At 60.4% G+C, this 26,343-nt stretch carries 22 protein-coding genes; 7 read left to right on the forward strand and 15 right to left on the reverse strand.

The features are described from left to right. The first annotated feature begins 30 nt into the window (after window positions 1–30). From pdxH to E5E97_RS11875, 5 genes are all read left to right on the forward strand, one after another. Window positions 31–669: a pyridoxamine 5'-phosphate oxidase gene (pdxH, locus tag E5E97_RS11855; protein ID WP_011705310.1), complete on the forward strand. Its 639-nt coding sequence runs from the start codon at window positions 31–33 to the stop codon at window positions 667–669. 29 nt (window positions 670–698) lie between these two features. Next, window positions 699–1,313, forward strand: coding sequence for a glutathione S-transferase family protein (locus E5E97_RS11860; RefSeq protein ID WP_029301468.1), 615 nt, complete (start codon window positions 699–701; stop codon window positions 1,311–1,313). Continuing rightward, the gene (locus tag E5E97_RS11865; protein ID WP_171280288.1) at window positions 1,313–2,926 is read left to right on the forward strand and encodes a GNAT family N-acetyltransferase; all 1,614 of its coding nucleotides are present in this window, start codon (window positions 1,313–1,315) and stop codon (window positions 2,924–2,926) included. Before E5E97_RS11860 ends, E5E97_RS11865 begins: the two co-directional genes overlap by 1 nt. 32 nt (window positions 2,927–2,958) lie before the next feature. Then, window positions 2,959–3,468 (forward strand): GNAT family N-acetyltransferase, encoded by a 510-nt coding sequence (locus E5E97_RS11870; protein ID WP_039215280.1) that lies wholly within the window; start codon window positions 2,959–2,961, stop codon window positions 3,466–3,468. Window positions 3,469–4,086: 618 nt separating this feature from the next. Beyond that, entirely contained in the window at window positions 4,087–6,954 is a 2,868-nt protein-coding gene (locus E5E97_RS11875; protein WP_171280289.1) for a hypothetical protein, read from the forward strand. Window positions 6,955–7,096: 142 nt separating this feature from the next. Here E5E97_RS11875 and E5E97_RS11880 read toward each other — a convergent pair whose 3' ends face one another. The 14 genes from E5E97_RS11880 to E5E97_RS11945 all read right to left on the reverse strand — a co-directional run bounded on the left by E5E97_RS11880 (window position 7,097) and on the right by E5E97_RS11945 (window position 21,890). Next, window positions 7,097–8,227 (reverse strand): cupin domain-containing protein, encoded by a 1,131-nt coding sequence (locus E5E97_RS11880; protein WP_016350075.1) that lies wholly within the window; start codon window positions 8,225–8,227, stop codon window positions 7,097–7,099. Window positions 8,228–8,391: 164 nt separating this feature from the next. Beyond that, window positions 8,392–9,762 carry an adenylosuccinate lyase gene (gene purB / locus E5E97_RS11885; protein ID WP_029303561.1) on the reverse strand — a complete coding sequence of 457 codons (1,371 nt, stop codon included), beginning with the start codon at window positions 9,760–9,762 and terminating at the stop codon, window positions 8,392–8,394. A 126-nt stretch (window positions 9,763–9,888) separates the two neighbouring features. Beyond that, window positions 9,889–10,503 carry a high frequency lysogenization protein HflD gene (gene hflD / locus E5E97_RS11890; RefSeq protein ID WP_005334622.1) on the reverse strand — a complete coding sequence of 205 codons (615 nt, stop codon included), beginning with the start codon at window positions 10,501–10,503 and terminating at the stop codon, window positions 9,889–9,891. A 212-nt stretch (window positions 10,504–10,715) separates the two neighbouring features. Further along, window positions 10,716–11,822 (reverse strand): tRNA 2-thiouridine(34) synthase MnmA, encoded by a 1,107-nt coding sequence (gene mnmA, locus E5E97_RS11895; RefSeq protein ID WP_029303560.1) that lies wholly within the window; start codon window positions 11,820–11,822, stop codon window positions 10,716–10,718. Window positions 11,823–12,125: 303 nt separating this feature from the next. Next, complete coding sequence (locus E5E97_RS11900) at window positions 12,126–12,593, reverse strand: NUDIX hydrolase (RefSeq protein ID WP_118881624.1); 468 nt, start codon at window positions 12,591–12,593, stop codon at window positions 12,126–12,128. Between the two features lie 95 nt (window positions 12,594–12,688). Continuing rightward, window positions 12,689–13,633, reverse strand: coding sequence for a 23S rRNA pseudouridine(2457) synthase RluE (gene rluE, locus E5E97_RS11905; RefSeq protein WP_118881623.1), 945 nt, complete (start codon window positions 13,631–13,633; stop codon window positions 12,689–12,691). 77 nt (window positions 13,634–13,710) lie between these two features. Next, window positions 13,711–14,478 (reverse strand): PTS sugar transporter subunit IIA, encoded by a 768-nt coding sequence (locus tag E5E97_RS11910; RefSeq protein WP_118881622.1) that lies wholly within the window; start codon window positions 14,476–14,478, stop codon window positions 13,711–13,713. Then, on the reverse strand, window positions 14,479–14,784 hold the full coding sequence (locus E5E97_RS11915; protein ID WP_101616025.1) for a PTS fructose transporter subunit IIB: 306 nt from the start codon (window positions 14,782–14,784) through the stop codon (window positions 14,479–14,481). It lies immediately after the preceding gene. Between the two features lie 252 nt (window positions 14,785–15,036). Continuing rightward, window positions 15,037–16,443 carry a hexose-6-phosphate:phosphate antiporter gene (gene uhpT / locus E5E97_RS11920; RefSeq protein WP_043124246.1) on the reverse strand — a complete coding sequence of 469 codons (1,407 nt, stop codon included), beginning with the start codon at window positions 16,441–16,443 and terminating at the stop codon, window positions 15,037–15,039. 413 nt (window positions 16,444–16,856) lie between these two features. Then, window positions 16,857–18,764 carry a fructose-specific PTS transporter subunit EIIC gene (locus E5E97_RS11925; protein WP_118881621.1) on the reverse strand — a complete coding sequence of 636 codons (1,908 nt, stop codon included), beginning with the start codon at window positions 18,762–18,764 and terminating at the stop codon, window positions 16,857–16,859. A 633-nt stretch (window positions 18,765–19,397) separates the two neighbouring features. Further along, window positions 19,398–20,189, reverse strand: coding sequence for a hypothetical protein (locus tag E5E97_RS11930; protein WP_118881620.1), 792 nt, complete (start codon window positions 20,187–20,189; stop codon window positions 19,398–19,400). 332 nt (window positions 20,190–20,521) lie between these two features. Then, a complete protein-coding gene (locus E5E97_RS11935; protein WP_118881619.1) occupies window positions 20,522–20,998 on the reverse strand; it encodes a GNAT family N-acetyltransferase in 477 nt (158 codons plus the stop codon). A 56-nt stretch (window positions 20,999–21,054) separates the two neighbouring features. Next, a complete protein-coding gene (locus tag E5E97_RS11940) occupies window positions 21,055–21,330 on the reverse strand; it encodes a hypothetical protein (protein ID WP_043124233.1) in 276 nt (91 codons plus the stop codon). Between the two features lie 95 nt (window positions 21,331–21,425). Beyond that, on the reverse strand, window positions 21,426–21,890 hold the full coding sequence (locus E5E97_RS11945) for a MerR family transcriptional regulator (RefSeq protein ID WP_118881617.1): 465 nt from the start codon (window positions 21,888–21,890) through the stop codon (window positions 21,426–21,428). A 212-nt stretch (window positions 21,891–22,102) separates the two neighbouring features. On the opposite strand from E5E97_RS11945, the gene E5E97_RS11950 reads away from it, so the two are divergent. Further along, a complete protein-coding gene (locus tag E5E97_RS11950) occupies window positions 22,103–23,347 on the forward strand; it encodes an NADH:flavin oxidoreductase/NADH oxidase family protein (RefSeq protein WP_118881616.1) in 1,245 nt (414 codons plus the stop codon). A 24-nt stretch (window positions 23,348–23,371) separates the two neighbouring features. Here the strand turns inward: E5E97_RS11950 and E5E97_RS11955 are convergent, their stop codons facing one another. Next, window positions 23,372–24,409: a Mal regulon transcriptional regulator MalI gene (locus E5E97_RS11955; protein ID WP_113994002.1), complete on the reverse strand. Its 1,038-nt coding sequence runs from the start codon at window positions 24,407–24,409 to the stop codon at window positions 23,372–23,374. Window positions 24,410–24,684: 275 nt separating this feature from the next. Here E5E97_RS11955 and malX point away from each other — a divergent pair, with 275 nt between their 5' ends. Continuing rightward, window positions 24,685–26,271: a maltose/glucose-specific PTS transporter subunit IIBC gene (gene malX, locus E5E97_RS11960; RefSeq protein ID WP_118881615.1), complete on the forward strand. Its 1,587-nt coding sequence runs from the start codon at window positions 24,685–24,687 to the stop codon at window positions 26,269–26,271. The last annotated feature ends 72 nt before the right edge of the window (window positions 26,272–26,343 follow it).

The following is a 26,343-nucleotide window of genomic DNA, read 5'->3' on the forward strand; positions in this document are numbered from 1 at the left end:
ATGGGCGGCAAAGAGAGAAGGAAAATCAAGATGATGGATGTAGCCGATCTGCGCCGCGAATACACCCGGGGTGGATTGCACCGGGCCGATCTGCCGGCCGAGCCCCTTGCCCTGTTCGAGAAGTGGCTGGCCCAGGCGTGCGAGGCCAAGCTGACCGATCCCACCGCCATGGTGGTGGGCACCGTCGATGCCGACGGCCAGCCCTGGCAGCGCACCGTGCTGCTCAAGCACTACGATGCAGAGGGTATGGTGTTCTACACCAACATGGGCAGCCGCAAGGCGCATCAGTTGGAGGGCAACCCCCGCATCAGCCTGCTGTTTCCCTGGCACACGCTGGATAGACAAGTGCATGTGACCGGCCGGGTGGAGAAGATGAGCACCTTCGAGGTGATGAAGTACTTCCACAGTCGTCCCAAGGACAGCCAGATCGCCGCCTGGGTTTCCCAGCAGTCGACCCGCATCTCGGCGCGCGGCGTGCTGGAGGCCAAATTCCTCGAGCTCAAGCAGAAGTTTGCCAATGGCGAAGTGCCGCTGCCGAGCTTCTGGGGCGGTTTTCGGGTGCGGATCGACACGGTCGAATTCTGGCAGGGGGGCGAACATCGCCTGCACGACCGTTTCTACTACACCCGCGAGGGGGAAGGCTGGCACATCGAGCGGCTGGCGCCCTGAGTGCCCGCTGCCGCTGACAAGGAGTCTGTATGCGTCTGTATGGCGACCTGAAGTCCGGCAACTGCTACAAGCCCTGGTTGCTGGCCCGCTGGCTTGAACTGCCCCTCGACTGGGTGCCGGTGGATGTGCTGGCGGGGGAGACCCGTACCCCCGATTTTCTGGCCATCAACCCCAACGGCAAGATCCCGGTGCTGGAGCTGGCCCACGGCGATACCCTGGCGGAATCCAACGCCATCCTCTTCTATTTGGCGCAGGGATCGCCCCTGTGGCCAGCTGAGCCGCGTCAGCAGGCCGAGGTGCTCAAGTGGTTGTTCTTCGAGCAGTACAGCCATGAGCCCTATATCGCGGTAGCCCGTTTTATCGTGCACTATCTGGGGCGGCCGGAGTCTCAGGAGGCGCGCCTCGACGGGCTCAAAGCCGGTGGCGAGAAGGCGCTGGCGGTGCTGGAGCAGCAGCTCAAGCAGAGTCCCTACCTGTGCGGTGATTCCCCGACCATCGCCGACATCGCGCTTTACGCTTACACCCATGTGGCGGAGGAGGGGATCTTCTCGCTGCAGGGCTGGCCAGCTATTCGCGACTGGATCGCCCGTATCGAGGCGCATCCTCGCCACCTGAGCCTGCCGGCCGCCTGTCAGGCCGGCTGATGGAGCTGCTGATCGAGCGGGCCCTGTGGCAGCCCCACTGGGCGCCGGTACTGCAGGCCTGGCAACGGCAGGGCGGCTGCTGGCTGCTGTTGCAGAGCAAGGCCGATGAGGGTTTGCCGAGCGACACCGGCGGACTCTGGTCCTGTTGTCCACCCGATGGCGTGCGTTCGGCCAACGCGCTGCTGGCCGCCTGGCTGGATGGTGACTTGACTGCCCAGCCCGCGAGGGATCCGAGTTGCCAGATCCTCATCAGCGGCTCGGCCTCCCTACTGACCCTGGCCAGGGAGGAGGGGCTGCTGACGCTGGGGCCACAGGGCGCCGATCTGACGTTGACGGCGCAAGACGATCTGGGCGCCGTACTCAACCGCCTGCTGGCCCGCCGCCTGACGGTGCCGGTGCTGGCCGAGCCCGCCTCGCCGTCGGGGCCTGCCCTGCAACTGCGTCCCCTGCTGGCGTGCGATGAGGCCGACGTGGTGCGCTATTGCAGCGATGCGGCGCTCGCCCGCTACACCCTCAACATCCCCCATCCCTACCCGCCGGAGGCGGCTCGCGACTGGCTGGCCGGCTGCTGGCGCAAGGCGGCGCTTGGGCTGGGCTGGAGCTGGGCGCTGACCCTGCCGGGGGGAGAGGGCCAGGCGCCGCTGGTGGGGGTGATCTCGCTGCACTGGAATGGCGAGCTCGCCTGGTGGGTAGGCGTGCCCTGGCAAAATCGCGGGCTGGCGACCCAGGCCGCCCGGCTGGTCAAGGCCTTTGCGTTTGACCGGCTGCAACTGCCGGTGCTGACCGCCCGCCATATGCCGGGCAACCTGGCCTCCGGCCGGGTGATGGCCAAGCTTGGCATGCGTTACTGCGGTCGGCGCGAGCTGAGTGGTCAGCCGCCGTGCGAGGTGAGCTACTGGCAGCTGGAGCGAGGCCAGATGCTGGCGGCGCCGCTGACACGGCAGTTGGCTCCTCTGCTGGCCGACGAACAGGTGGTGGCCATCCTGCAAGCAGGCGCCGAGGAGGGGGAACGGAGGCGGCTGGCCCTCTTTCTGGCGCAGTCGGAGCCAGAGAGCGGACTGGCTGTCGAGTACCTGCCCGAGCAGGAGAGTGATGGGCCGCTGGCGGTGGAGTATCACGATCAGGAGGCGCTGGCGCAGGCCGAGCCGGACCAGCTCTATCTCTACCGGGGGCTGCTGCTCAAGGACCATGAAGAGCAGGGGCTAGCCTATCTGCAGCAGCTGGCCAGCCTGCAGCGTCAGGGGCCAGTACCGCTCACGCTGGCGGAGCGGCGTCAGCGGCTCGGCTGGCTGGGCACCTTGGCCCGCCGGGCGAGCGGCGAGAACACACAGGGGAATGGCGTCAGTCGCCGTTATCACCAGCTCTGGCTGCTGGTGGAGTTGCCCGCCCTCATCGACGAGCTGGCCGGGCGCTGGCATCGCGGACCAGACCAGACGCTGAGCTGGCTGGAGCAGACGGATGCCGAACTGTTTGCGGCCTATCGGGCGGCCATCACCACCCTGCAACCGAGCGATCTGCAAGCACTGCTGCGCCTGCTGACCGTGCGGTTTCCTGAGTCCACCCTCCCATTTCTCGACAAAGGTGCTCAGGGCGGCGGTCAGTTTGTGGAATAATGCCCGCTCTGCTGTACGAGGAGTAACGCTGTATGCTGAGAACCGAGCGCCCCGGCGACATGCTGCCGGTCTATGACCTGGTGAGCGCCGCCTTTGGCCGTTCCGACGAGGCCGAACTGGTCAATCGCCTGCGCGAATGTGGCGCCGCCGTGGTGACCATGGTCGAGGAGGAGGAGTACGAGTTCATGGGGCACCTGATGCTGAGCCCGATCACCATTAACGGCATGGAAGGGCCCTGGCTCGGTCTTGCGCCCGTGGCGGTCCATCCCGATTGGCAGGGGCAGGGCATAGGGTCGGATCTGGTGCGCGAGGGGCTGGACACGGCTCTGGAGATGGACTGGAAGGCGGTGGTGGTGCTGGGTGACCCGACCTATTACAGCCGCTTCGGTTTTCGTCCCGCCAGCGAATTCGGCCTGCACTGCATCTACGAAGTGCCCGCCGACTGCTTCATGGCGATGGAGCTGCAGGAAGGCGGCCTGACCGGGATGCAGGGCGAAGTGCTCTACCACCCGCTATTTGACGAGCTTCCCGAAGAACAATGAGCAACGCAAACGGCAGCCTGCGGGTTGCCGTTTTGTTATCTGCATGAGCAGCAGGTGCTGCGCCTTTCCCCTTGAATAAGCGATGAGTCGTTGTGCTCCTCCACTCCATCATCCTGGGCAGTATCCACGCCCATGCCATTGAGCAAACATCTCTTGAATCTGTGTCGGGATATATGGAGCGCGCCACCATATTCTCTGAATATGGGGTCTGCTGCCTGAGGGCTGGCCGTTGCTTTTTCCGGAGGTATTCTGTTGCAATGTCTTGTTACAAATCTTTTATCGGTAAGATCTGTTTTTGTCTAACGGGTAACATTTTTTGGTTTGACCTCATTATTGATGTTTGACTCAAATGAGGATGCAAAGGTAGGTTGTTGAATATATAAACAAGGAGGCCTGGTGCGATTGCCATGACTTTAATTATTCATACCCGCCCTTGTCTTATATATCGATAGAGTTTATCACGTTTGCATATCAATAATGCTGGCGCGGTAACCTGTCCTCATCTTACACCCAAAAATAACCACCATATGCTCGGTCATGATGATATGGCCTGCCCAGCTATTGCCTGAAAATATCGGGCAATCTGGAATAAATTGAGCACCGATAGGGATACATCATATGAAAAAACTCTCAGCAATAATCCATCGTGAGGTTTCACAAGGACGTCGTGATTTTCTGACGTTTTCCTCCATGTCGCTGATTGGTCTGGCTGCCAGCAGCGTTTTCCCAGCCCCGGTGAAGGCTGCCATTGCTGTCTTGAATAGTGGTAATTTTGCTGAGCTGGATACGATAAATTTTTACGTGATGGCGTCTAACCAGCCCGTCGTTGATTCAAATCGGGTCAACTTTGTACAAGAAACCGATGAAGCGCAATATCTTGCCCAGGTGATGTTTCAAGAGTTGATGAAGTACGAATTCCAGTATCAGAACAGCTCATTAAGCGAAGCATTAGGCCCTGGCATGAAGCCTAATAATAATGTGCTGACAATGAGTGATGGCATCCGCTCGGTCAATGCTATTTACAGCAGCAATCGACGCTATTTTACCGATAATATGGTTGAGTACGTGAGTGGCCTGTTACAGAACTCATATAGCAAGCAAACCAATGTCACAGTAGCTGACCGCAAGCTGTATAACTCCTGGGATATGGTGAAGGTAAATGCGAATATCAAGCAAGCAGAAAAGGGGGCACAGTTTAAGGAGATTATCGATCAGCTATACTCTGTCGCCACCCATTATTGTCAAAGTGGAAAGTTAACCGCCTACAAAGCAGGAGGAGAAAGCTGGGCTCGTCAACTTATCGAGCACTACTCCAAGAATGAGGTGTTAGACGAACTTATCAGCTCTTTTAAAGTTCAGGAGTATCTGGGGTCAGGCTCATCGTTTGAAAAGGCGATGTGGCAAGTGTACAACACCATCAATAAAGTAAGAGCGCTCAATATTTCATCCGGTCGTCGCATCACCGAAGATGAGCTGAAAAAATTTGAACGTACCATGGCGGGATCTGTTTACAGCGGGTTTGCCATGAACATGAGCTGGGGTCAGCAAAGCGAGAAATACACAGTCCTGGCCAACAGGAGAAATTTCGATGATGTGGTGACCTTGCTGAGAAATGAAAGCGGTACGCAGCGCACCTTCTGGAACAATTTCTTCAACCAGAATAGTCCGGATAGCTTCTGGAATGAACTGAATAATATGGGCTTGAGAACGAGCACCTTGCAGGATGGGGCTGCCCGGCAGCGTATCCTTCAACGATATCCTGCTCTGGCAGGGGCTGCGGGCAGTATGGCACCCACTGCTTTCTCCGGTGTGGCTCCCGCAGCCTTCCCCATAGATTCATTCCTTTCCGTGTTCACCTTGTTGCTGGGGGTGGGCAACTTTACCTGGTTGACGGCGACCGATCGGGAGGAATGGAGCAACCCTGTTCCTTTGATGGAGTTGGGGGCAGCCCTGTTTGATGTGACCTTGAATCTGATCCAGCTCGGTCGGTTCCTTGATAAAGTGACCATGTTTATTTATGGCAATGGTGAAGGCATCATCAATAGCATTGCCATCAATATGGGGAAATTCAGTCAATTCTTGAGCAACCTTACCGCCAAAGGCCAGCATCTCACGAATGTGGTAGAGCGGCAGATAGCCAGCAAGATGTTTCTCGCCACACAAAATATTACACGAGTCATCAATATATGTTTTGTTGGCTTGGCGGCACTGGGGGCGGCTTTGGCCGCGTATAACCTGTATCAGGCTGTCGAGGGCGGCGATATTGGGGATATTATATTTGCGGCAATCAATATGCTGGTCGCCACGGTGGCGTTGGGCGTCGCCATTGCCTCTTTTATGGGGTTTGCCATTGCCGGCCCCTTGGGTATCATTGTCGCGGTGATAGGCATAGTGGTGGCCATTGCCCAGTGGATCTACACCTTACTTAAAAAAGAAGAGGTCAAACCTACCCCGATCGCTAGATATACCAACGAATATATTAAGCCACGGGGACTTGAGTATGAAGATCTTGGTGCATATATTTGCCGGGTATCCAGTTACTGGAAGCGTACTCTGGTGTGCGCATTCGATGCAAGGACCATGAATACCGATTGGGATTATGTCCCAAGTATCGCTGATCATGATAATCCGATTTATACTCAGCCAGGGGCTCTGGTGACCTCGCCGAGAAATGGCAGGATTTATAACTTTGCCAATATTCAAAGACCAGGTTACGGAAATATATCGAATTTCTTCACTGCGGGAGCCACCACACCGATCAGTAACTGGCGGCCGGGGAGTGATTTGCAGACCTGTTTGCATGCTGTTGAGAGTCAGTCAAGCAATAATAGTCGCGCCGCAATATTTGTGGCGCTGGGAAACAACTCAAGCTTTTCACGCGCTTTCTTGACGTCTCATCTGGAAGATGCCCCGACAAACAGCAATGAGCTGACGAGTCAATTAAATCTGGAGTGGCAAGAATATCCGCTGGATGTGGTTGCCATCAATGGCCTTGATGAGACTATGTTCCTTATCTTCACTACCCGACATATCTATCAAGTGAAAGCTGGTGTAGCGCGCAGGATAATCTCTGACTTTGTCGGTCAGCGCGATGCACCGATAACCTATGGCCTGAATGCCCTGGCACTCGGTACCAACGTGAATTTGATCTATCGGTTAAATGGTCTGCAGGCTCCCGAGACCCGCTACCATTATCTGCTGACCCGGGATGACAATGGTGACTATACCCGTATGAAATTACTGCGGACCATCAATAACCCCCTGTCCTCAGACTCGCCGATTGTTGGCAGGTTGTTCAAGAAAACCAGCGATCTGGTTTCGCGGATGGATTTTATGTATCACGATGGCAAAAGTGGCTATGCCCGCTATGGCGCAATTATGAGTAAGACTGATGATGCCTCATTGTCGTTGTACAACGGGGTTGAGTTTCAGGTACCGGACAATGGATTCCGATCCTTCTACAAGAATGCGTTTATTCCGAAATAGCGGAGGTGACTCCCTTGTCCATCGCTTGGCCATGAGCCGTCATTATTGAACCGGCCCATGTACGAAAACCAGGTGCATCCACATCGGCTGCAAATAACAAGAAAGGCGCCCCCGGGCGCCTTTTTTATCTCTGTCCGTCAGCTCAGCTGAAGAACCAGTAGCCGCGGTTGACCAAGCGGGTCAGCAGCTGCAGGAAGCCGGCCTGATCGGCAAGCTCCACCATGTCGGCCTGGGTGACCATGTCCTTGTCACACAAGAGCGAAATGGCGGCCGCATCTTCGCTTGGCAGGGTCCAGGCTTCGCCGTCGATATAGCACTGCTGGCTCTCGCCACTGAACCAGACGGTGCGCAGACCCGGCACCTTGATGGCGGGCTCGCCCTGGGTCAGCAGGTCGGCCACTTCCTCGGCGCTATAGTCCGGCTCCACCGGATTGACGTCCAGATCGTGCTTGGCCTCGGAGATCATGGTGCCGAACCACTCCTTGAACAGGGTCTCGTCATCGAGGGCCTGCTGCATCAGCTCGCGCAGACGGTGCAGCTCGTGGGGCTGGATCTCGCCGTGGCGGGCGCGAGGTTTGAGATCCGCGTCGCCATAACGCTCGGTGCGCACCTCGTTGTCGATCAGGTGATCGGCAAAGGAGGAGATAAGCGCCTTGGCATCCGGCGCGCGGAAGCCCACCGAGAAGTTCAGGGAGGGCTCGATGGCATAGCCCTCGTGGGGGAATCCAGGCGGGATGTAGAGGATATCGCCCGGCTCCATGATGACGTCGATGATCGCCTCGAACGGCTCGCAGTGCAGCAGGGCCGCGTGGGCGGCGAACTCGTTCAAGGGCTTGGCATCGCCGACGCGCCAGTGGCGTTTGCCCTGGCCCTGGGTGATGAAGACGTCGTAGTTGTCGATGTGGGGACCGACCCCGCCGTGAGGGGTGGAGAAGCTCACCATCACATCGTCAAAACGCCAGCCCGGGATGAACTGGAACGGCACTGCCAGCTCGTTGACCTCGGGGGCCCAGTGGTTGCAGGCCTGCACCAGCACGGTCCAGTTCTCTTCACCCAGGTGATCGTAGGATTCGAAGGGGCCGTGAGCCGCCTCCCACTTGTTGTTGAAGCGGGTGACCAGGCGAGATTCAATCACCTCTTCCATGGCCAGACCCGCCAGCTCGTCCGGGCTGATGGGATCCTGAAAGTCGGTGAAGCCGCCCTTGATGAGCAGTGGGCGCTTCTGCCAGTAGTGCTCGAGGAAGTGAGCGATATCCAGATTGAGTTGGTACATAGATCTTCTCGTCAAAGGGTTCGACAAAGGTCAAGAGAGGTCTTGCCGGAGGCGGTGGCTGGCCTCGGGCAAGACCTCTTGCAAAGGTGTATAGGGTGCCACATAAAATAACCGGGGCCCTGTTGCAGATCATGCACAGGGCCCCGGTGGTGTCACTTATCCGCTTATTTCAGCAGATCGACCAGACGCTGGGCGTCGCCGATGTAGTTGGCCGGGGTCAGCTTCTTCAGCTCGACCTTGACCGCTTCCGGCAACTCCAGGGTGTCGATAAAGGTACGCATCCCTTCGGCATCGACGCGGCGGCCACGGGTCAGCTCTTTGAGCTTCTCATAGGGCTTCTCGATGCCGTAACGGCGCATCACGGTCTGGATCGGCTCGGCCAGCACTTCCCAGTTGGCATCCAGATCGGCAGCCATGGCGGCGTCATTGGCTTCCAGCTTGGAGATACCCTTGAGGGTCGCCTGATAGGCAATCAGGGAGTAGCCAACCGCTACACCCAGGTTGCGCAGCACGGTCGAGTCGGTCAGATCTCGCTGCCAGCGGGAGATGGGCAGCTTGCTCGCCAGATGCTGGAACACGGCGTTGGCCAGACCCAGATTGCCTTCGGAGTTCTCGAAGTCGATGGGGTTGACCTTGTGCGGCATGGTGGAGGAGCCGATTTCGCCGGCGATGGTGCGCTGCTTGAAGTGGCCCAGGGAGATGTAGCCCCACACGTCGCGATCGAAGTCGATCAGGATGGTGTTGAAGCGGGCCATGGCGTCGAACAGCTCGGCGATATAGTCGTGCGGCTCGATCTGGGTGGTGTAGGGGTTCCAGGAAAGGCCCAAGGAGGTCACAAACTCCTCGGAGAACTGGTGCCAGTCCACATCCGGGTAGGCGCTGATATGGGCGTTGTAGTTGCCGACCGCGCCGTTGATCTTGCCGAGGATCTCCACCGCCATGATCTGCTTGTACTGGCGCTCCAGTCGGTAGGCGACGTTGGCCATCTCCTTGCCCATGGTGCTCGGGGTGGCGGGTTGGCCGTGGGTACGGGACAGCAGCGGCATGTCGCGGTACTCAACGGCCAGGCGCTTGAGCTCGGAGATCAGCTTCTCGCAGTAAGGCTTGATGACCTCTTCGCGGGCGGTTTTCAGCATCAGGCCGTGGGAGTTGTTGTTGATGTCTTCCGAGGTGCAGGCGAAGTGGATGAATTCGCTGATGGCGGCCAGCTCCGGGTTCACTTCGACTTTCTCTTTGAGGAAGTACTCCACCGCTTTCACATCATGGTTGGTGGTGCGCTCGATCTGTTTGATGCGGGCGGCATCCTGCTCGTTGAAGCTCTGGACTATGCCGTCGAGCAGGGCACTGGCGGCCGCGCTCAGGGCAGGGACTTCCGGGATCCCGGCGTGGCTGGCCAGTTTTTGCAACCAGCGCACCTCGACTTCGACGCGAAAACGCAGCAGGCCGAATTCGGAGAAGATAGGGCGCAGGGCATCGGCCTTGTCGCCATAACGACCGTCAATCGGGGAAACAGCAGTCAGCGCGGACAGCTCCATGGGGTGAACTCCTGATGATTGGTGTGGGGGATCCGTATCCACTCGCGCGTGGGCCCGGGTCGTCAGCAAGGGGATGTGCGGCTGCCCGCCTTGCTGTCGTCCCTCGGCCCGCGCATGAGCCGATGATTAGTAACGTTTGGCCAGCTCCACCATCTTCTTGCGAGCGAAGATGATCTGGGTGCGGCTGCCGCCGAGCTGACGCCACAGCACGCAGGCCCGGATGCCGGCCAGCAGCAGGGCACGCACCTTGTGCTGCACCAGCGGCTGCTGCAGGAACAGCGGGGTACCCGCCACCTGAATGCGCGGCCCGATGGGGCTGATGAGATCGCTGTAGATGCTCGCCATGTTGGCCAGGATCTGCTCGTCGAGCAGATCGAAGTGCTGTTGTTGGCGGCCAATCTGGCTGATCCGCTCACCCAGCATGTTGAGGATATCCTTGCGCTTGGCCAGCTTGCGCTCCAGCGCGATCAGGCTCACCACGTAGCGGGTCAGCTCGGCATTCTTCTGGCTGCCGTCGGCGCCCAGCTGCTCGACCAGCGCGCGGTAGCCGTCGCGAATGGCCAGATGGGTGTTGTTGAACACCTCGAGCGGCTGGCTCGGGTTGGTCACCAGAATGCTGGAGAGGCTCTCGCGCAGGGCCGCTTCGTCGCAGCTGCCGTCACGGGCCACCTTCTGCACCAGATAGGCGGCCTGGCAGATGCCGGCAAAGGCCATGGTTCTGTCTTGGAATTTGTCGCTCATATCTTCACAGCCCTGTTCTGTTCATTCACCGGCCGATGCCATGAGCCGGCCTGGAAGTTGCCAATCATGTATCGCTGCCTTGTGCTGTTTTATCTTTGTCCCCTCTCCCTCAGGGAGAGGGTCAGGGTGAGGGTGGTTATCCCCTCATCCCCAACCCTTCTCCCGCGAGGGGAGAAGGGAGTACAGCGCGGACGCTCGTGAGCGCCCAGCCCTTAGACCGGATGGCTGAAACGTTGTTCGATGATGCCGCCGCCCAGACACACTTCCCCGTCGTAGAAGACGGCGGACTGACCCGGGGTGACCGCCGCCTGTTTCTCGTCGAAGATGACCCGTATAGTCTCATCGTCGATGGGCTGGATCAGGCAGGGGATATCTTCCTGCCGATAGCGGGTCTTGACGGTGCAGCGGCGCGGGGCACGAATGGGGGTGCGATCCACCCAGTGCAGCTGGCTGGCGATCAGGCCATCGGAGTAGAGACGGGGATGCTCACCCTGCGCCACCACCAGGGTGTTGCGCTCCACCTCTTTGTCGACCACGTACCAGGCCTCTTCGGTGGCATCTTTGCGACCACCGATGCCAAGCCCCTTGCGCTGGCCCAGGGTGTGGTACATCAGGCCCTGATGCTCGCCGATCACCTTGCCATCGACGGTTTCGATGGGGCCGGGCTGGGCGGGCAGGAACTTGGCCAGGAAGTCCTTGAATTTGCGCTCGCCGATAAAGCAGATACCGGTGGAGTCTTTCTTCTTGGCGGTGATGAGATCCAGCTGCTCGGCGATGCGGCGCACCTCGGGTTTTTCCAGGCAGCCGACCGGGAACAGGCTCTGACCCACCTGAGCTTCGCTCAAGGTGTAGAGGAAGTAGCTCTGATCCTTGTTGGTATCGAGACCGCGCAGCAGGCGCGGGCGGCCGGTGCTGTCGTCACGGCGCACATAGTGGCCGGTGGCGATGTAGGTGGCTCCCAGCTCTTCGGCGGCAAACTCCAGGAACGCCTTGAACTTGATCTCCTTGTTGCACAGGATATCCGGGTTCGGCGTACGGCCAGCCTTGTACTCTTCGAGGAAGTGCTCGAACACGTTGTCCCAGTACTCGGCGGCGAAGTTGATGGTGTGGAGTTTCATCCCCAGCTTGTCGCAAACAGCCTTGGCATCAGCCAAATCCTGGGCGGCAGAGCAGTACTCGTCCGTGTCGTCTTCTTCCCAGTTCTTCATGAACAAGCCTTCGACCTGATAGCCCTGCTGCTGGAGCAGGTAGGCCGAGACGGAAGAATCCACGCCGCCGGACATGCCGACGATCACCTTGATTTGGCTGTTGTCTGTCATTAGTCGAAGTTACCAGTTCGTTTAAACGGGGCGTATTCTACCAGAATTTCGCGCCCCCGGTCACATATCCATGCCGCCGTTCCCATCAGGAACCCGGCAGCAGGAAATCGTTTTTCTATTTGTCGGCGCCATGATGAAAAAGTGGGGCCAAACGGTCCCGTATAGCCTGTTCACGATCTGTCACGAGAGGCCGTCAGCAAGGTAAAGAGCAGCGCAGGAACCGGAACGTATAGATATACGTGAGGATTCCGAGCAGCACATGAGCCTTGATCACGGTCTCGCAGTAAGAGCATGGGCAGGCTCTCAGATAAAGGCTTTGAGGGCCGACAGTGGCAGCCTGGTGCCGGCCAGATAGTCCTGAATGCACTGCCACACCAGGGGGCTGCGCAGGGCCGGCTTGCACTCGGCGATCTCCGCCAGGGTGAGCCAGTGGCAGGCCAGCACGTCGCCGTCAGGATCCTCTGGATGGTGCTGACCCGGTGCCTTTTCAAGGTCGAAGATGACGGCGGTACGCACAAAGGTGGCCTCGCTGTCCGCCGGCTTGTAGAGATAGACCCCGAGCCAGCCGGTGGGGGCGGCGCTGAGCCCGGTCTCTTCCTTCAGCTCGCGGCAGGCCGCCTGGATGAGATCTTCTCCCGGCTCCACATGGCCAGCGGGCTGGTTGAAGCGGCGCTGGCCCTTGATCTCCTCTTCCACCAGCAGGAAGCGGCCCTGCCAGTGGACCAGGGCGGCCACGGTGAGGCGGGTGGGCAGCGGTGGGTGATCGCTCATAAGGACTCCTTGTCTGGTTGGCGGTGCCCCGGTGGGGCGCTGGATGCAAGTGTGCTGTTCAGGTGACGGCACGCTGGCCAAATGGCTTACGCGTGTTATTCCGACGGCTTGCTGCGGGCCGGGCGACGGGCGGTGCCGCGTCCGCCGCTGCGATGGCCGGGGCGCGGCTCGGCCTCGCGGCTGCCCCGTCCTTGGCCGGGTGCTTGCTCTTGGCCCTGATGCTGGGGGCGGCGAGCCGCTCGCGGTGCGCTGTGGCTGCCTGTCCCTTGCGGCTTGGCGGATGTCCGTGCTTTCCCTTGCGTGGCAGCTGGCCGTGGCGCAGGGGCCAGCTCGGGAGCGGGCAGGGCGCGGCTCTCCCCCGGTGCCAGCGCGTCGAGGGTCCAGTCGCCGATGGCGTAGCGGATAAGGCGCAGGGTGGGGTGGCCGATATGGGCAGTCATCCGCCGCACCTGGCGGTTGCGCCCCTCCACTATCTTGATCTCCAGCCAGCAGGTGGGGATCTCCTTGCGCTCGCGAATGGGCGGGTTGCGTGGCCACACGGCCGGTTCATCCATGATGCGCGCCCCGGCGGGCAGGGTCATGCCGTCGTTGAGCTCGACCCCGGCGCGCAGGGCAGCCAGTTTTTCTTCGCTCGGCACTCCTTCCACCTGTACCCAGTAGGTCTTGGGGGTCTTCTCTCCCGGCTGGGTGAGGCGTGCCTGCAGCTTGCCGTCGTTGGTGAGCAGCAACAGCCCCTCGCTGTCGCGGTCGAGCCGGCCCGCGGCATAGATGCCGGGCTCGGTGATGTAATCCTTGAGGGTCTCGCGGCCCGCCTCGTCGGTGAACTGACAGAGCACCATGTAGGGCTTGTTCAAGAGCAGCAGCTTGCGATCGGCCGGGGCGGGGGCCGGTTTGCGCTCGCTCTCCTTGTCTCTCATGGCGTGCTGCGCCTCCCGGCGTTGGGCTGGGCGCGCCGTGGCGGCGGGTCTGCTGGCCGAACGCTCGGCGTCAGGACGGGCGGAGAGGGAGAGACGGGGGCGGGTTGATTTCATCGCATGCATACCAAAAACAGGGGAAGGGCGAGTGTACCACAGGGGGCTGTCGCGGGCATGAACGACGGGGGCGGGAGGCCAGCCGCTCAGCCGAACAGGCCGTCGATGACGATGGCCTGACGGGCGGGGGCGGAGCTCGCGTGCAGCAGCGCTGTGCCCACCTGTTCGTCCATCAGTGCGCGGGCCAGCCGGGTGAGGGGGCGCAACTGCTCGGGAGCCAGGCCGGCGGGCACCGCCAGCAAAATCAGGGTCTGCACCGGCCCGAGTGCGGAGCCCCATTCGATGGGCTCGCTGCTGCTGAGCAGCGAGAGCGCGGGTCGGCGAATGGCGGGGCAGATGACGTGGGGCATGGCGAGCCCGGGCCGGATGATGGTGGCGGCCAGCTGCTCGCGCGCGGCGATGGCCTGCTCCAGCGCTGGCCTGTCGCTTATCAGCGCGGCGGGCAGCAGATCCACCAGCACCGCCAGTGCCTGGGCCTTGTCGAGGGGCGCCGTGGCATGGCCAAGTTGAGCCAGGGTGAAGCAATAGTCGGGCAGTGTTTGGCCCAGGCGCTGCTCGGCCAGGGCGGCGCTGCCGGGGCGCCCCAGCGGCTGGCCCAGCTCCACGCACCAGCAGGTGAAGGCCATGTGGGCGAGCTCGGCATCCAGCCCCTCGATCAGCAGCAGACAGAGATCGCCGGGCTGGGTGGCCAGGGTGAGCAGGGAGAGCTGGTTGGTCGCCTCTACCGCCTGACGGCGGGTGACGTTGATGAACTGGATATGGGACTTGAACAGCCCGGCCAGCCGACTCAGCTGCTTGGCCTGGGTGATGGTGAGCCCCAGCCGGCAGTGAAAGGAGATCTCGCGGATCAGCATTCAGACGCCGGGTGCGGCGGTTTTGAGCACGGCCATCGCATCGAGCAGCACCGCCTCCAGCGCCACCTGGTGAATGGGGCAGCCGAGGAAGCGATCTTTTTGCTCAATCTCGATATCGGAGGCGATCAGCACCAGATCGGCGCTGGCGATGTCGCGGGCGGTGAGGATATTCTCCAGCCCCATGGCCCCCTGGGTTTCGACCTTGATCTTGAGCCCCAGCTTGTCGGCGGCTTTTTGCAGCGCCTCGGCGGCCATGTAGGTGTGAGCGATGCCGGTGGGGCAGGCGGTGACGGCGAGGATCTTCATGGGCTCTCACGGCAAATTCGGGTGGGGCAACAAGATAGCGCCAAGGGACGGCCTTGCCAAAGGGGCGAAGGCAAAAATGGGATCCCGACTGCGCTCTGCTGAAGGGATGGGCAAGGGGTGAGCGCCTTTGCGGCCCCAAAAGGGGCTAGTGGCGAAAAGAGGGATAAAAAACGGCCCGCCAGAGGGCGGGCCGAATGCACACTACGGAGTGAAATCGTGTTACCGGGCAGCTACTGCCCGGTCAGCCGAGGCTCAGACGGACTGGGTCGCCAAAGTGGCAGCTTTCAGCTCCCGCTTGATGCGGCGGATCTTGCGCTCTTCGGCAACCGCGACGCAAGCCATCAGCACCAGACAGGCGGCGGCGGCCATGTCCAGCGCCGCGAAGGTACCGGTCCAGCCGGTCAGGCCGAAGATGGGGGTGCCGTCGGCGATCATGCCCAGACCCAGCTTGGCGAAGCTGTCACCGATGAGGTAGGCGAAGGTGCCCTTGACGCCATCGGCCACGCTGATGCCCTGCTTGGGCACGAAGCCCACGGCGGCCACGCCGATCAGCAGCTGCGGACCGAATACCAGGAAGCCCAGCAGGAACAGGGAGCCCAGGAACATGAACTGGGTGGTGGCGTGCTGGTAGAGCCCCAGGGTGGCGATGATCAGCGCCAGTGCCACGCAGGCCACCAGACCACGGCGACCGTTGGCCAGGTCAGAGAGGTAACCCCACATCAGGGTACCGACCAGGGCGCCCACTTCGAAGAAGGTAAAGCCCTGGATGGCGATTTCCTTGGAGAAGCCCAGCTCCTGGTGGGCATAGACGGTGGACCACTGGTCGATGCCGATGCGCACCACGTAGAGGAAGATGTTGGCAAAGCAGAGCAGCCAGATCACCTTGTTCATCAGCACGTACTTGACGAAGATCTGCCACTTGGTCAGCTGCTGCTCTTCGGTGGCGATATCTTCTTCGCTGGCCACTTCGTCAAACAGCTCTTCCACCTTGCCGAGGCCATAGGCTTCCGGCGAATCGCTACCAAAGCGCAGGCCGATAAAGCCGACGATCAGCGCGATGATGGAGGGGAAGATGAACATGCCAAGCACGTTGCCATCGAACAGGTAGTTGGCACCGAACAGCGCCACACCGGCCGCACCGGCCCCGCCCACGTTGTGGGAGAGGTTCCACATGCCGAGGTAGGTGCCGCGCTTGTTGCGGGGCGTCCACTTGGTGATGGTGGAGTAGCTGCAGGAGCCGCCGCAGCTCTGGAAGAAACCGCTGGCCGCGTAGAAGAAGATCATCAGGTAGAGGCTGAAACCGGTGCCACCCATGCTGGCACTGAAGCCCAGCATGCAGAGGGAGGAGAGGATCAGCATCAGCGGCAGGAACTGCTTGGTGTTCTTGCCATCGGCATAGTAGGAGACGATGGTCTTGCCCACCCCATAGGTGATGGAGAAGCCAAGGCCGATCATGCCGAGCTCGGTCATGGAGAGACCGTACTCCTGGATCATGTCGTTCTGCGCAATGTTGAAGTTCTTGCGGATCAGATACATGGTCAGGTAACCGATGAACACAACCAGATAGGATTGCATAAACGGTTTGAACCAGAGCTTGCGCCGGGCTTCGACCGGCAGGTTCAGGGTGGGGACCCGGACCTGTTCGAGCAGTTTAAACATCTTCGTTCATCCTCTGCGAGATAGACGCTGTTTCCGCCGCGTTCCTCCCTTTTTGATTGGAGTTGGAGGTCACGCCACGGAAAGAACAACAGGAAGCGGGCGCGGTGCGCGGCGAGCCCCTGTCGATTGAACCCATGCCCGTCCCTTGCGCCATGGCGCGGGTCGGGTAACGACATCAGGTAGCGTGACTTTAATGAGGCGCGCTGCAAATGGCGTGAGAGCCATCCCTAGGGGGGTAGGAAAATTTCCTAGTTTGGCGGGATCCGGCCGCGAAGCGTGAAGAGGATCACAAGCCGGCGTCGTACAGCAGAGGTGAACGGGCTCTCTCGAATCCGACAAAGGCGAGACCACCCGCAGGTGGCCTCGTTCGGTTTGGTCACCGCCCCGTAGGGGGCGGCTTGATTGGACGGGGATCAGGCGGCCTTGGCCAGGGTCACCTCATCACTCTTTTTGACTCGCAGCTTTTTCAGGGCAACCGCGACCACGCCGGTGACGATGGCGCCGCAGATCATGCAGAGCAGGGCCAGCAGCGGCTTGTTGACGGCACCGAGCAGGGCCACGATGGGGCCACCGTGGGCGACGCTGTTGGTGATGCCGAACAGGAAGGCCATCACGGCGGCGGTCATGCTGCCCAGCACGTTGGCGGGAATGACGGCGAGCGGGTCGCGAGCGGCGAACGGAATGGCGCCCTCTGAGATACCGACCAGACCCATGGCACCGGCAGCCTTGCCCGCTTCAATCTCGGTGGCGTCGAAGATGCCGAGCTTGCGACCGAGCACGGTAGCCAGCGACATGCCAAGGGGGGCGGCCGGGATGGCGCAGGCCATGGCACCCATAAACTGGGTCTGGCCGGAGGCGATCATGCCGACAGAGAAGAGGAAGGCCACCTTGTTGACCGGGCCACCCATGTCAAAGCCGGCCATGCCGCCCAGCACGATCCCCAGCAGCACCAGGCTACCGCCGCTCATGGAGAGCAGCATGGCGTTCAGACCCGTCATCATGTCGGCAATGGGGGCACCGATGATGAAGATGAAGACCGCAGCGATAAAGAGCGACCCGACGATGGGGGCGATCAGGATCGGCACCAGCGGCTGCACCATCTTGTGGTAGTGGCGGGTCGCAATCCAGCGCACCAGGTAACCGACCAGCAGGCCCGCGATGATGGCCCCGATAAAGCCGGTGCCGGCGTCGGCGCCGTAGAAGCTGCCGTTGTTGGCGATCCAGCCGCCGATGAAGCCTGGTGCCAGCGCAGGGCGATCACCGATGGCGTAGGCGATGTAACCCGCCAGAATGGGGATCATCAGGGTGAAGGCGGCCACGCCCACGTTGAGGATCTGGTTCCACATGCTCCCTGCCGGGATCTGCATACCGCTTGGGGTCGGATCACCGCCGATGGCCAGTGCCAGGGCGATCAGCAGACCCCCCGTGACCACAAACGGGATCATGTGGGAGACGCCGTTCATCAGATAACGGTAAAGATCCGAGCTGCCGCCTGAGCTCTTCTCCTCGCTCTTGCGCTCATCCTTGTCCGCCACATAGGCGGGGGCCTTCAGCGCCTGCTCGATCAGCCCTTTGCCATCCTTGATAGGGGCCTTCACGCCGGTTTTGATCAGCGGCTTGCCGTTGAAGCGGGCCATGTCCACCTGCTTGTCGCAGGCCACCACGATGGCGCTGGCGCGGGCGATCTCGGCCGCAGTCGGGCTGTTCTTGACGCCGATGGAGCCGTTGGTCTCCACCTTCACCTCAAAGCCCAGCTCCTTGGCGGCGCGCTCCAGGGATTCTGCCGCCAGATAGGTGTGGGCGATGCCGGCCGGGCAGCCGGTGACGCCGATGATCAGCCCCTTGTCGGCGGCCGGGGCGGCCACTTGCGGCTCTTTCTTCTCGAGCAGCAGCGCCAGCGCATCGGTAGACGTCTTGGCTGCCAGCAGGGCATCGATAAAGCCCTCTTCAATCAGCTTGGCGGAGAGCTCGGCCAGCACCTCGATATGGTGATTGGCGCCACCGGCCGGGGAGGCAATCATAAAAAACAGCCGGGAGGGCTTGCCATCCTCGGCGCCGTACTCGATACCGGCGCGGCTGATGCCGATGGCCACCGCCGGGGTGCTTACTGCCGCACTCTTGGCGTGGGGCAGGGCAACGCCCTCTTCAAAGCCGGTGTTGTCCAGCTCTTCACGGGCCCACAGATCCTTGACGAACTGCTGCTCGTCGCTGACCTTGCCTTGCGCCGCGAGCAGACTGGTCATCTCGGTGAAGACCTCCTCCTTGCGCGTGGCCTTTAAATCGAGCGCGATCAGTTGCTCGTTGATAAGGGTGGTGATCATGGCGTTCTCCCTGCTCCTGGCCGGAGCCTGTTGGCATCTTTTCCTGGGCTATCGCCCAGGACATGCAGACAAAAGTGACCCGACTATTATCCCGCCCACTAGGCATCACACCTATCGGACAAAACTGCGAAATACTGGATTTTTGTGCAGAGTCGCCCCGAGTGTGACCCCGATCGCACAGCAGACCAGCTGACAAAATGGGTCTGGATTGAATCGATAAGTTATTTTTTATTTTTAAAAATCAGTATCTTGATGTTGATTCTTTCAACATGCTTTTATGATGGAGGGTGATGTTATCCGGCCAGGAAGCGGTGTGAAACTGTAAATTTGTGAGGTGAAAAGAGGGCGCGGGGTGTGAGCTGTCGCACATAAATGGCGGTGGTGGGGCGCTTGGTAAGGGGAGGCTGGCGAGGGGAAAGGTGGAGAAATGGATTGAGCCATTGGAGCCAGATAGCTCACCACAACGGGCGAATGAAACCACAGGCATTGGCACTGTAGGGTGCAATGAACGAAGTGAATTGCACCGCTTGTTTGGAGGCAGGAAAGGTAGAGGTGCAATGCGCAGCGCTTATTGCACCCTACCGAATTGATGACGCGAATGTCTAAGTATGCTTGGGTATTAAAAGTTCTAGGTTAACTTTTGGCTATTGCTTCTGGAAGATAGAGCCAGCGGACAAGGGGGCCTTTTCTGGAGGCAAATCGGATCTTAATCCAGTCATCTTTCTGCTCGAGAATTTCTACTTTGTCGTTATGAATAAGATAGGCTTTGGTCTTTGATGTTTTTTCAGGTGATGAGTAGAGGAAGGCTTTCTCGGATGTGACTGACCAGAGAATTTTCTTGCCATCAAAATCAATCGCAACTGTGTCCAGTTTCTCTCCCTTCTGATTAAATGTGTGCTCGTAAAGAGGGAAGGTATCAATTTCGGAGTTTTGGATCTGATACTCTGTTGTTTTATATAGCCAGAGTTCACCTTGGGCGTTATATCGGTAAGAGTCGTAATACCAGACGGGGCCAGAGCGGCAAGAGCTAACTAAAGAAAGAGAATCTAGTTGAACAACAAGGTTATAGATATCGCCACAGGCAGATTTTGGCGTCTTCGAGTCTGCAAATTTTAGCTCTTTGAATGTTGCATTCATATGATCATATAAGAACACATGAAAAATATTATTTACCATGCCAAGATAGTTGGTAATGGCAATGTCCTTATAACCATCAAAGTTGAAATCCTGTATAACAATATCAGACTCCAAATTATCATCAATACATTTAAGTTGCTGCTTTTCTTTTCCTGCTGTTATCAAGTAAAAGCATTCACCCTCTTTTTTAATGTCTATTTTCACTCCGTCAATTATAAATGTGGCGTCTGCTTTTGCAGAAATGGAGAAGCATAGTAATAAAGTTGTGATGATGATAAGTAATTTCATGTTGATTTATCCTGCCACTTGAACTTTTGTAAAGTGTTGCTTGCGTCGTTTATTTACTGTCTCGGAGCGTCTTAAATTGAGTTGAATAAAGAGGCGGAATTCCACGCTACCGACCGTGGATTACAGCCTCCAGCTTGCTGTGGTCATCCGGCGATGTGGAGGATGGCGAAACGGCTGCACAGATGTGTCTCTGCAAGAATGGTTGCCAAGTGGGCATCTTGGCCAAGGTGATTGGATAGCAAAACAGGAAGCTGATAAAAATCAGCCGCAGATCAACAAATTACTTAATAAGGAAGGGCGTTGATTGGCCGCCGCCTGCCGGTAGCAACGGGTTACTGACCGCTATGGAGCGGGGGATTGGGCTCCAGCACCAGCGAGAGCCGCAGCATATCCTTGTGCTGGATGCCGTGCTCTATCAGGGGCTCGGAGTAGTGGATAAGGAAGTGATCCTTTACGACGGCATCGACGCGAAAGCCGTGGCGCTGGTAATAGGTGAGCTGGTGGCCAAAGCTGCCGGTACCGAGCTCGACGCGGCATACCCCTTTCCCGGCCAAGCTGGTCAGTACGAAGCGCAGCAGACCGGAGCCGATGCCTTGCTGCTGGCGGTTGGGGGCAACGGCGATATTGAAGAGCTCGGCCGTTTGCTCCCCCACCAGACCCGCCACGCAGGCGCCAACTACCTCGTTGCCCGCCAGGGCGGCAAAGCCCCAGGCGCCGGGCAGATAGGCGGCAATGCGCTGCTCTGCGGGATCTGCCTCCAGCAGCAGTGCCAGCGGCAGTTGGTTGGGGTCCATCTCGACAAACGTCATCTTTTATCTCGCTTTTATCTCGCTGTGACGGTCCGGGGCGCGCCGTCCTCTGGGCCTCAATACTCCAGAAACTTCTCGCCGCAGCGCTCGCAAATCAGGTGCTTTACATGGGTGGCCTGGTAAGCCAGCGTTTCGCCAAACGCCCAGTTGGTGATGCTGCTGGAAGTAAAGGCTTGCCAGAAGGCTTTGCGGGGGTCCTTGGGCATGATGTCCTGAGTGTGATCGCGGGCGACCAGCACCACGATATGGCGGGTGCGCTCCCGGCATTTGTCACAGCGATGGATTTCGCTTGGTGGTTCGCTTTGGGGTTGGGCGGTGCACTCTGTTGTCATGATGATGACCTGTTATGGATGGCGCGCCCATCATAGTCTTCTTCAGTTGGCTCTCAATCCCCCATGCTGGGGGCGTGTGCTGGTTGCGAGCGGGATCACTTTTTGGGGTGCGTAACGGGCTTGGTTGCGATGGTTTTTTTTGCGATGCCCTCGGGGGAGGGAATACCCATGCTGGCCAATACCCGGGCGGCGTTCTCTTCACACGGCATCTCGTCGGGTTTGGACTCCACCAGCCGGATCAGGGCCTGCAATTGCTGCTTGCTGTGGGCAAGTCTTGCCTCCAGCGCTTCTATGTCGCTCACCTTGGCCTCGAGCGCCGCCAGTAGCGGGGCGTGTTGCCAAGAACTGATATCTGCGGGCACCAACTGCTTGATCTCGTCGAGGGAGAAGCCCGCCTGTTGCGCCTGGCCGATGATGGTCAGCAAGGGTACCGTCTCGGGCGGGTAGTCGCGATAGCCATTGGCACCCCGCCGTACCTTGCTGAGCAGGCCTCTGGCTTCGTAGAAGCGGATGGCCGAGGCCGCCATGCCGGTCTGTTTGGCCAGTTCACCGATCTTCATCTTGCCTCCTGGGCTGCGGGTTGGCGGGTCTGCCCGCCGAAAGGGGGGCTCAAGGGGAATTCTAGGGTTAAAGCCCGCTTGAATGTCAACGGTCCTATGGGCTGTGCGGGTGGATACCATTTCTCCCATCGCGACGGCATCCCGATAAGGGGGCTTGACCTTCAAGTCAGCTTCAAACTTATGGTGGGGTCCTCATTACCGAGGAGATCGCCATGAACCCATTTACTCCCCTGACCCTGCCCAATGGCAGCCAGCTTATCAACCGCCTCGCCAAGGCCGCCATGGAAGAGAACATGGCCGACCGTGACCATGCTCCCTCAGAGGCGCTGATCCAGCTTTATCGGACTTGGGCAGAGGGTGGCGCCGGCCTGCTCATCACCGGCAATGTGATGGTGGACGGCCACGCCATGACGGGGCCGGGGGGCGTGGTACTAGATTCCCACGATCTCTCCCCAGCGCTGGCCGAGCGTTTCAGTGCCTGGGCCGAGGCGGCCAAGAGCGGGGGCGCCCAGATCTGGATGCAGATCAACCACCCCGGTCGCCAGATGCCGGCGGCGCTGGGGCAGCCCACCCTGGCCCCTTCCGCCGTACCCATGGCGCTCGGCAGTTTCTCGAGGCAGTTCTCTCCGCCCAGAGCCATGAGCGAGGCCGACATTGCCGAGGTGAAGGCGCGCTTCATCAACACGGCGCTGCTGGCACAGCGTGTCGGTTTTGACGGGGTACAGATCCATGCCGCGCACGGCTATCTGCTGAGCCAGTTCCTCTCGCCACTTACCAACCAGCGCCGCGATCGTTGGGGCGGCAGCCTTGAGAATCGCGCCCGCTTGCTGCTGGAGATAGTTGAAGGGATCCGCCAGCAGGCGGGCAGCGGCTTCGCACTGTCGGTCAAGCTCAACTCCGCCGACTTTCAGCGTGGCGGCTTCAGCACCGAGGATGCAAAGGCGGTGGTGGAGATGCTCAACCCGATCGGGGTGGATCTGGTGGAGCTCTCCGGCGGCAGTTACGAGGCGCCCGCCATGCACGGCCAGGCCCGCGATGGTCGGACTCTGGCGCGGGAGGCCTATTTTCTGGAGTTCGCTCGGGAGATCGTCTCTGTTGCCCATATGCCCGTGATGGTGACCGGGGGAATTCGCCGCTACCCGGTGGTGGAGCAGGTGCTTGGCAGCGGGGTGGCGGTCGCCGGCATGGCCACTGCGCTGGCCATCGCCCCGGATCTGCCCGCCAGATGGCACCGTGAGCAGGCGGCAAGTGCCGAGCTCAGGCCCATCCCCTGGCGCAACAAGGTGCTGGCCTCGGTAGGTTATATGGCGATGGTGAAATACCAGCTGCGGCGGCTAGGGCGCGGCCAGCCGAGCCGCCCCAAGATCGCGCCCGCCCTGGCGCTGGCCTGCCAGCAGTGGCAGACCCTGCTTGGCAACGCCCGCTATAGACGCTGGATCAAGGCGCAGGAAAAGTGAAGGGGGGCTTGCCACCCAGCCAACTCAGGCCGATGCCCGCTTTTGCAGGCTGGGGATGATGAGATGGCGGTTGGGGGCGAGTTCGGGTTGCTGCAATCGGGTCAGCAGGCGCAGGGCGGCCTGGCGGCCGATGTCGCGGGCCGGCGAGCTGACGAAGGTGAGGGCGGGGAAGGTGAGTTCGGCCTCCGCCACGTCGTCAAAGCCGAGCAGGGCCACCTGCTGGCCGACGTAGTTGTCCTTGCCCACGCTGCGCCCGCTTGCCTCGACGCCGTAGATGGCGCCGAGGGCTACCTCCGGGTAGTGACAGAGCACGGCAGTCACCTTGGGGTGCCGGTGCAGCAGCTGGGCGATGGTGTCGGCGGCGCTGCGCTGGGTGCGCTCGCACTCCAGTACCCACTCCGGTTTGAAGGGCAACCCGTATTGCAGCAGGCTGGCACAGTAGCCACCGATGCGCTCGGCGCGGGTGAGGGAGTCGGCCCGCCCGCCGACGTAGGCGATATGGCGGTGGCCCTGCTCGATGAGATAGGTGGTGGCCTGCTGGGCGGCGTGGGTGTTGTCGGGGCCGATAAAGTCCACGTCGTCCCGATAGTAGGAACGGGCGGCGCACACCAGCGGCAGCGCCGAGCCGAGCAGGTTCTCCAGCGGCTTGGCGGCGGCGCCGCGCACCGGGTTGAAGATGATGCCCGCCACCCCCTGGCGCGACAGGGACTGGATGCTCTGCTGCAACCGCTCGGGGCTGTGGCCGCACTGGGTCAGAAACAGCAGATAGCCCTGTTGCTCCAGCACCTCGCTCACCCCGGCGGTCACCTCGGTGTAGAAGGGGTCGGTGATGTCGCGCAGGATCAGCCCCACCAGGTTGGACTGTTGGCTGCGCAGGTTGGCGGCGGCGCTGTTGGGCACGTAGTCGAGCTCTTTTATCGCCTGCTGCACCCGCTCGGCGGTGGCCGGCGAGATGCGCCCCTTGCCGCGCAGCACCATGGAGACGGTGGTGACCGAGACCCCGGCCAGCCGGGCCACGTCGGTGATCTTGGGGTTGTTGGCGAGCAGCGGTTTGGGCGACATAGGCAGGCGGTGGCGATCAAGGCGAAGAGACGAGGTGCACAGCATACCCGCTTGGATTGCCGAGTGAAACGTTACATCCCACGCCCATGGATCTGCCTCACAAATTTGAGGAACAGCGGCCAGCAGGGCGGTTGAACTGTGATCCTGTCGGCACTTGTGAGTTGATAAAACGTTTTATCATCCAGCAAAACCAGATACGGCTCGCCGTTGCCATCCGTCAGGGAGGCTACCGGGCAGGCGTATCGAATGACCCTCACCTCACAAGGATCTGACACATGGCCAAGTCCCCCGCCAAATCCACCATCTGGGAGTTCCTGCAGAGCCTCGGCAAGACCTTCATGCTGCCGGTCGCCCTGCTGGCCTTCTCGGGCATTCTGCTCGGTGTCGGCAGCTCGCTCACCAGCGATGCGGTCAAGCAGAGCATGCCCTTCCTCGACAATACCGTGCTGCAACTGCTGTTCCTCTGGATGACCAAGGTGGGGCTGGTGGCCTTTATCTACCTGCCGGTGATGTTCGCGGTGGCCATTCCGCTCGGGCTGGCACGCGAAGAGAAGGGGGTGGCGGCTTTTGCCGGTTTCGTCGGCTATGCGGCGCTCAATCTCTCCATCAACTTCTACCTCACGGTGGTCAACGTCATCGGTGACGGGGCGGCAGAGAAGGCCTACGGGGTGAAATCCATCCTCGGCATCAGCTCCATCGACACCGGCATTCTGGGGGCCATCATCGTCGGGGTGATCGTCGCCAAACTGCACGCCCGTTTCTACACCTACCAGATGCCCGATGCGCTCGCCTTTTTTGGCGGCGCCCGCTTCGTGCCCATCATTACCGCCATCGTGCTGGGGGTGGTCGGTCTGGTGGTGCCTCTGGTCTGGCCCTGGTTTGCCGCCGGCATCAACGGCATCGGGACGCTCATCTCCCACGCCGGCCCCTTCGGTCCCTTCCTGTTCGGTACCGGTGAGCGGCTGCTGCTGCCGCTCGGTCTGCACCACATACTGGTGGCGCTCATCCGCTTTACCGAGGCGGGCGGCACGTCGCTGGTGTGCGGCAACGAGGTGAGCGGCGCCCTCAACATCTTCTACGCCGAGCTCTCTTGCGCCGATACTACCCAGTTCTCGGTGTCGGCCACCTCCTTCCTCTCTCAGGGCAAGATGCCGGCCTTCCTCGGCGGTCTGCCGGGGGCGGCGCTCGCCATGTATCACTGCGCCCGCCCGGAAAATCGCGGCAAGATCAAGGCACTGCTGGTCTCCGGTGTGGTGGCCTGCGTCATCGGTGGCATCACAGAGCCGCTGGAGTTCCTGTTCCTGTTCGTGGCGCCGGTGCTCTACGTCATTCACGCCATCCTGACCGGGCTCGGCTTTATGACCATGGGGCTGCTCGGCGTCACCATCGGCAACACCGACGGCAACCTCATCGATTTTCTGGTGTTCGGCGTGCTGCAAGGCACCGCCACCAAGTGGTATCTGGTGCCGGTCGTTGCGGCCATCTGGTTTGCCATCTACTACGGGGTGTTTCGCTTCGCCATCGTGCGCTTCAACCTCAAAACCCCTGGCCGTGAAAAAGAGAGCCGCGAGATTGAGGCCAGCGAGGCTGCCCAGCCCGCGGGCAAGAAGGCTGGCAACAGCGGCTATAACGGCGAGGTGATCCTGAACGCCTTGGGCGGCGCCGACAATATCCTGGCGCTCGATAACTGCATCACTCGCCTGCGGATGTCGGTGCAGGACATGAGCCGGGTCGATGACAAGGTATTGAAGGCGAACGGCGCCATCGGGGTGATCAAGCTCGACGAGCACAACTTGCAGGTGGTGATCGGGCCCCAGGTCCATCTGGTGAAAAACCAGCTGCAGAGCTTGATGGGGGCCTGAGTCTGCCCTCTGTTACCCTACCTCGGGGGGCGTCATGCCCCCTTGTTCATTGCTGTTTTTGCTGGTGAGAAA

This window comes from Aeromonas sp. 2692-1, assembly GCF_013085505.1.
GTDB lineage: Bacteria > Pseudomonadota > Gammaproteobacteria > Enterobacterales > Aeromonadaceae > Aeromonas > Aeromonas hydrophila.

Excerpts from the sequence above, each read along its gene's own strand:
- E5E97_RS11860 (WP_029301468.1), top strand. The coding sequence starts at position 699 with ATGCGTCTGTATGGCGACCTGAAGTCCGGCAACTGCTACAAGCCCTGG.
- E5E97_RS11900 (WP_118881624.1), bottom strand. The coding sequence starts at position 12,593 with ATGAGCGATCACCCACCGCTGCCCACCCGCCTCACCGTGGCCGCCCTG.
- pdxH (WP_011705310.1), top strand. The coding sequence starts at position 31 with ATGATGGATGTAGCCGATCTGCGCCGCGAATACACCCGGGGTGGATTG.
- hflD (WP_005334622.1), bottom strand. The coding sequence starts at position 10,503 with ATGAGCGACAAATTCCAAGACAGAACCATGGCCTTTGCCGGCATCTGC.
- E5E97_RS11880 (WP_016350075.1), bottom strand. The coding sequence starts at position 8,227 with ATGTACCAACTCAATCTGGATATCGCTCACTTCCTCGAGCACTACTGG.
- E5E97_RS11950 (WP_118881616.1), top strand. The coding sequence starts at position 22,103 with ATGAACCCATTTACTCCCCTGACCCTGCCCAATGGCAGCCAGCTTATC.
- E5E97_RS11935 (WP_118881619.1), bottom strand. The coding sequence starts at position 20,998 with ATGACGTTTGTCGAGATGGACCCCAACCAACTGCCGCTGGCACTGCTG.
- E5E97_RS11925 (WP_118881621.1), bottom strand. The coding sequence starts at position 18,764 with ATGATCACCACCCTTATCAACGAGCAACTGATCGCGCTCGATTTAAAG.
- E5E97_RS11865 (WP_171280288.1), top strand. The coding sequence starts at position 1,313 with ATGGAGCTGCTGATCGAGCGGGCCCTGTGGCAGCCCCACTGGGCGCCG.
- E5E97_RS11875 (WP_171280289.1), top strand. The coding sequence starts at position 4,087 with ATGAAAAAACTCTCAGCAATAATCCATCGTGAGGTTTCACAAGGACGT.
- rluE (WP_118881623.1), bottom strand. The coding sequence starts at position 13,633 with ATGCATGCGATGAAATCAACCCGCCCCCGTCTCTCCCTCTCCGCCCGT.
- malX (WP_118881615.1), top strand. The coding sequence starts at position 24,685 with ATGGCCAAGTCCCCCGCCAAATCCACCATCTGGGAGTTCCTGCAGAGC.
- E5E97_RS11945 (WP_118881617.1), bottom strand. The coding sequence starts at position 21,890 with ATGAAGATCGGTGAACTGGCCAAACAGACCGGCATGGCGGCCTCGGCC.
- E5E97_RS11955 (WP_113994002.1), bottom strand. The coding sequence starts at position 24,409 with ATGTCGCCCAAACCGCTGCTCGCCAACAACCCCAAGATCACCGACGTG.
- E5E97_RS11910 (WP_118881622.1), bottom strand. The coding sequence starts at position 14,478 with ATGCTGATCCGCGAGATCTCCTTTCACTGCCGGCTGGGGCTCACCATC.
- E5E97_RS11870 (WP_039215280.1), top strand. The coding sequence starts at position 2,959 with ATGCTGAGAACCGAGCGCCCCGGCGACATGCTGCCGGTCTATGACCTG.
- uhpT (WP_043124246.1), bottom strand. The coding sequence starts at position 16,443 with ATGTTTAAACTGCTCGAACAGGTCCGGGTCCCCACCCTGAACCTGCCG.
- mnmA (WP_029303560.1), bottom strand. The coding sequence starts at position 11,822 with ATGACAGACAACAGCCAAATCAAGGTGATCGTCGGCATGTCCGGCGGC.
- E5E97_RS11940 (WP_043124233.1), bottom strand. The coding sequence starts at position 21,330 with ATGACAACAGAGTGCACCGCCCAACCCCAAAGCGAACCACCAAGCGAA.
- E5E97_RS11930 (WP_118881620.1), bottom strand. The coding sequence starts at position 20,189 with ATGAAATTACTTATCATCATCACAACTTTATTACTATGCTTCTCCATT.
- purB (WP_029303561.1), bottom strand. The coding sequence starts at position 9,762 with ATGGAGCTGTCCGCGCTGACTGCTGTTTCCCCGATTGACGGTCGTTAT.
- E5E97_RS11915 (WP_101616025.1), bottom strand. The coding sequence starts at position 14,784 with ATGAAGATCCTCGCCGTCACCGCCTGCCCCACCGGCATCGCTCACACC.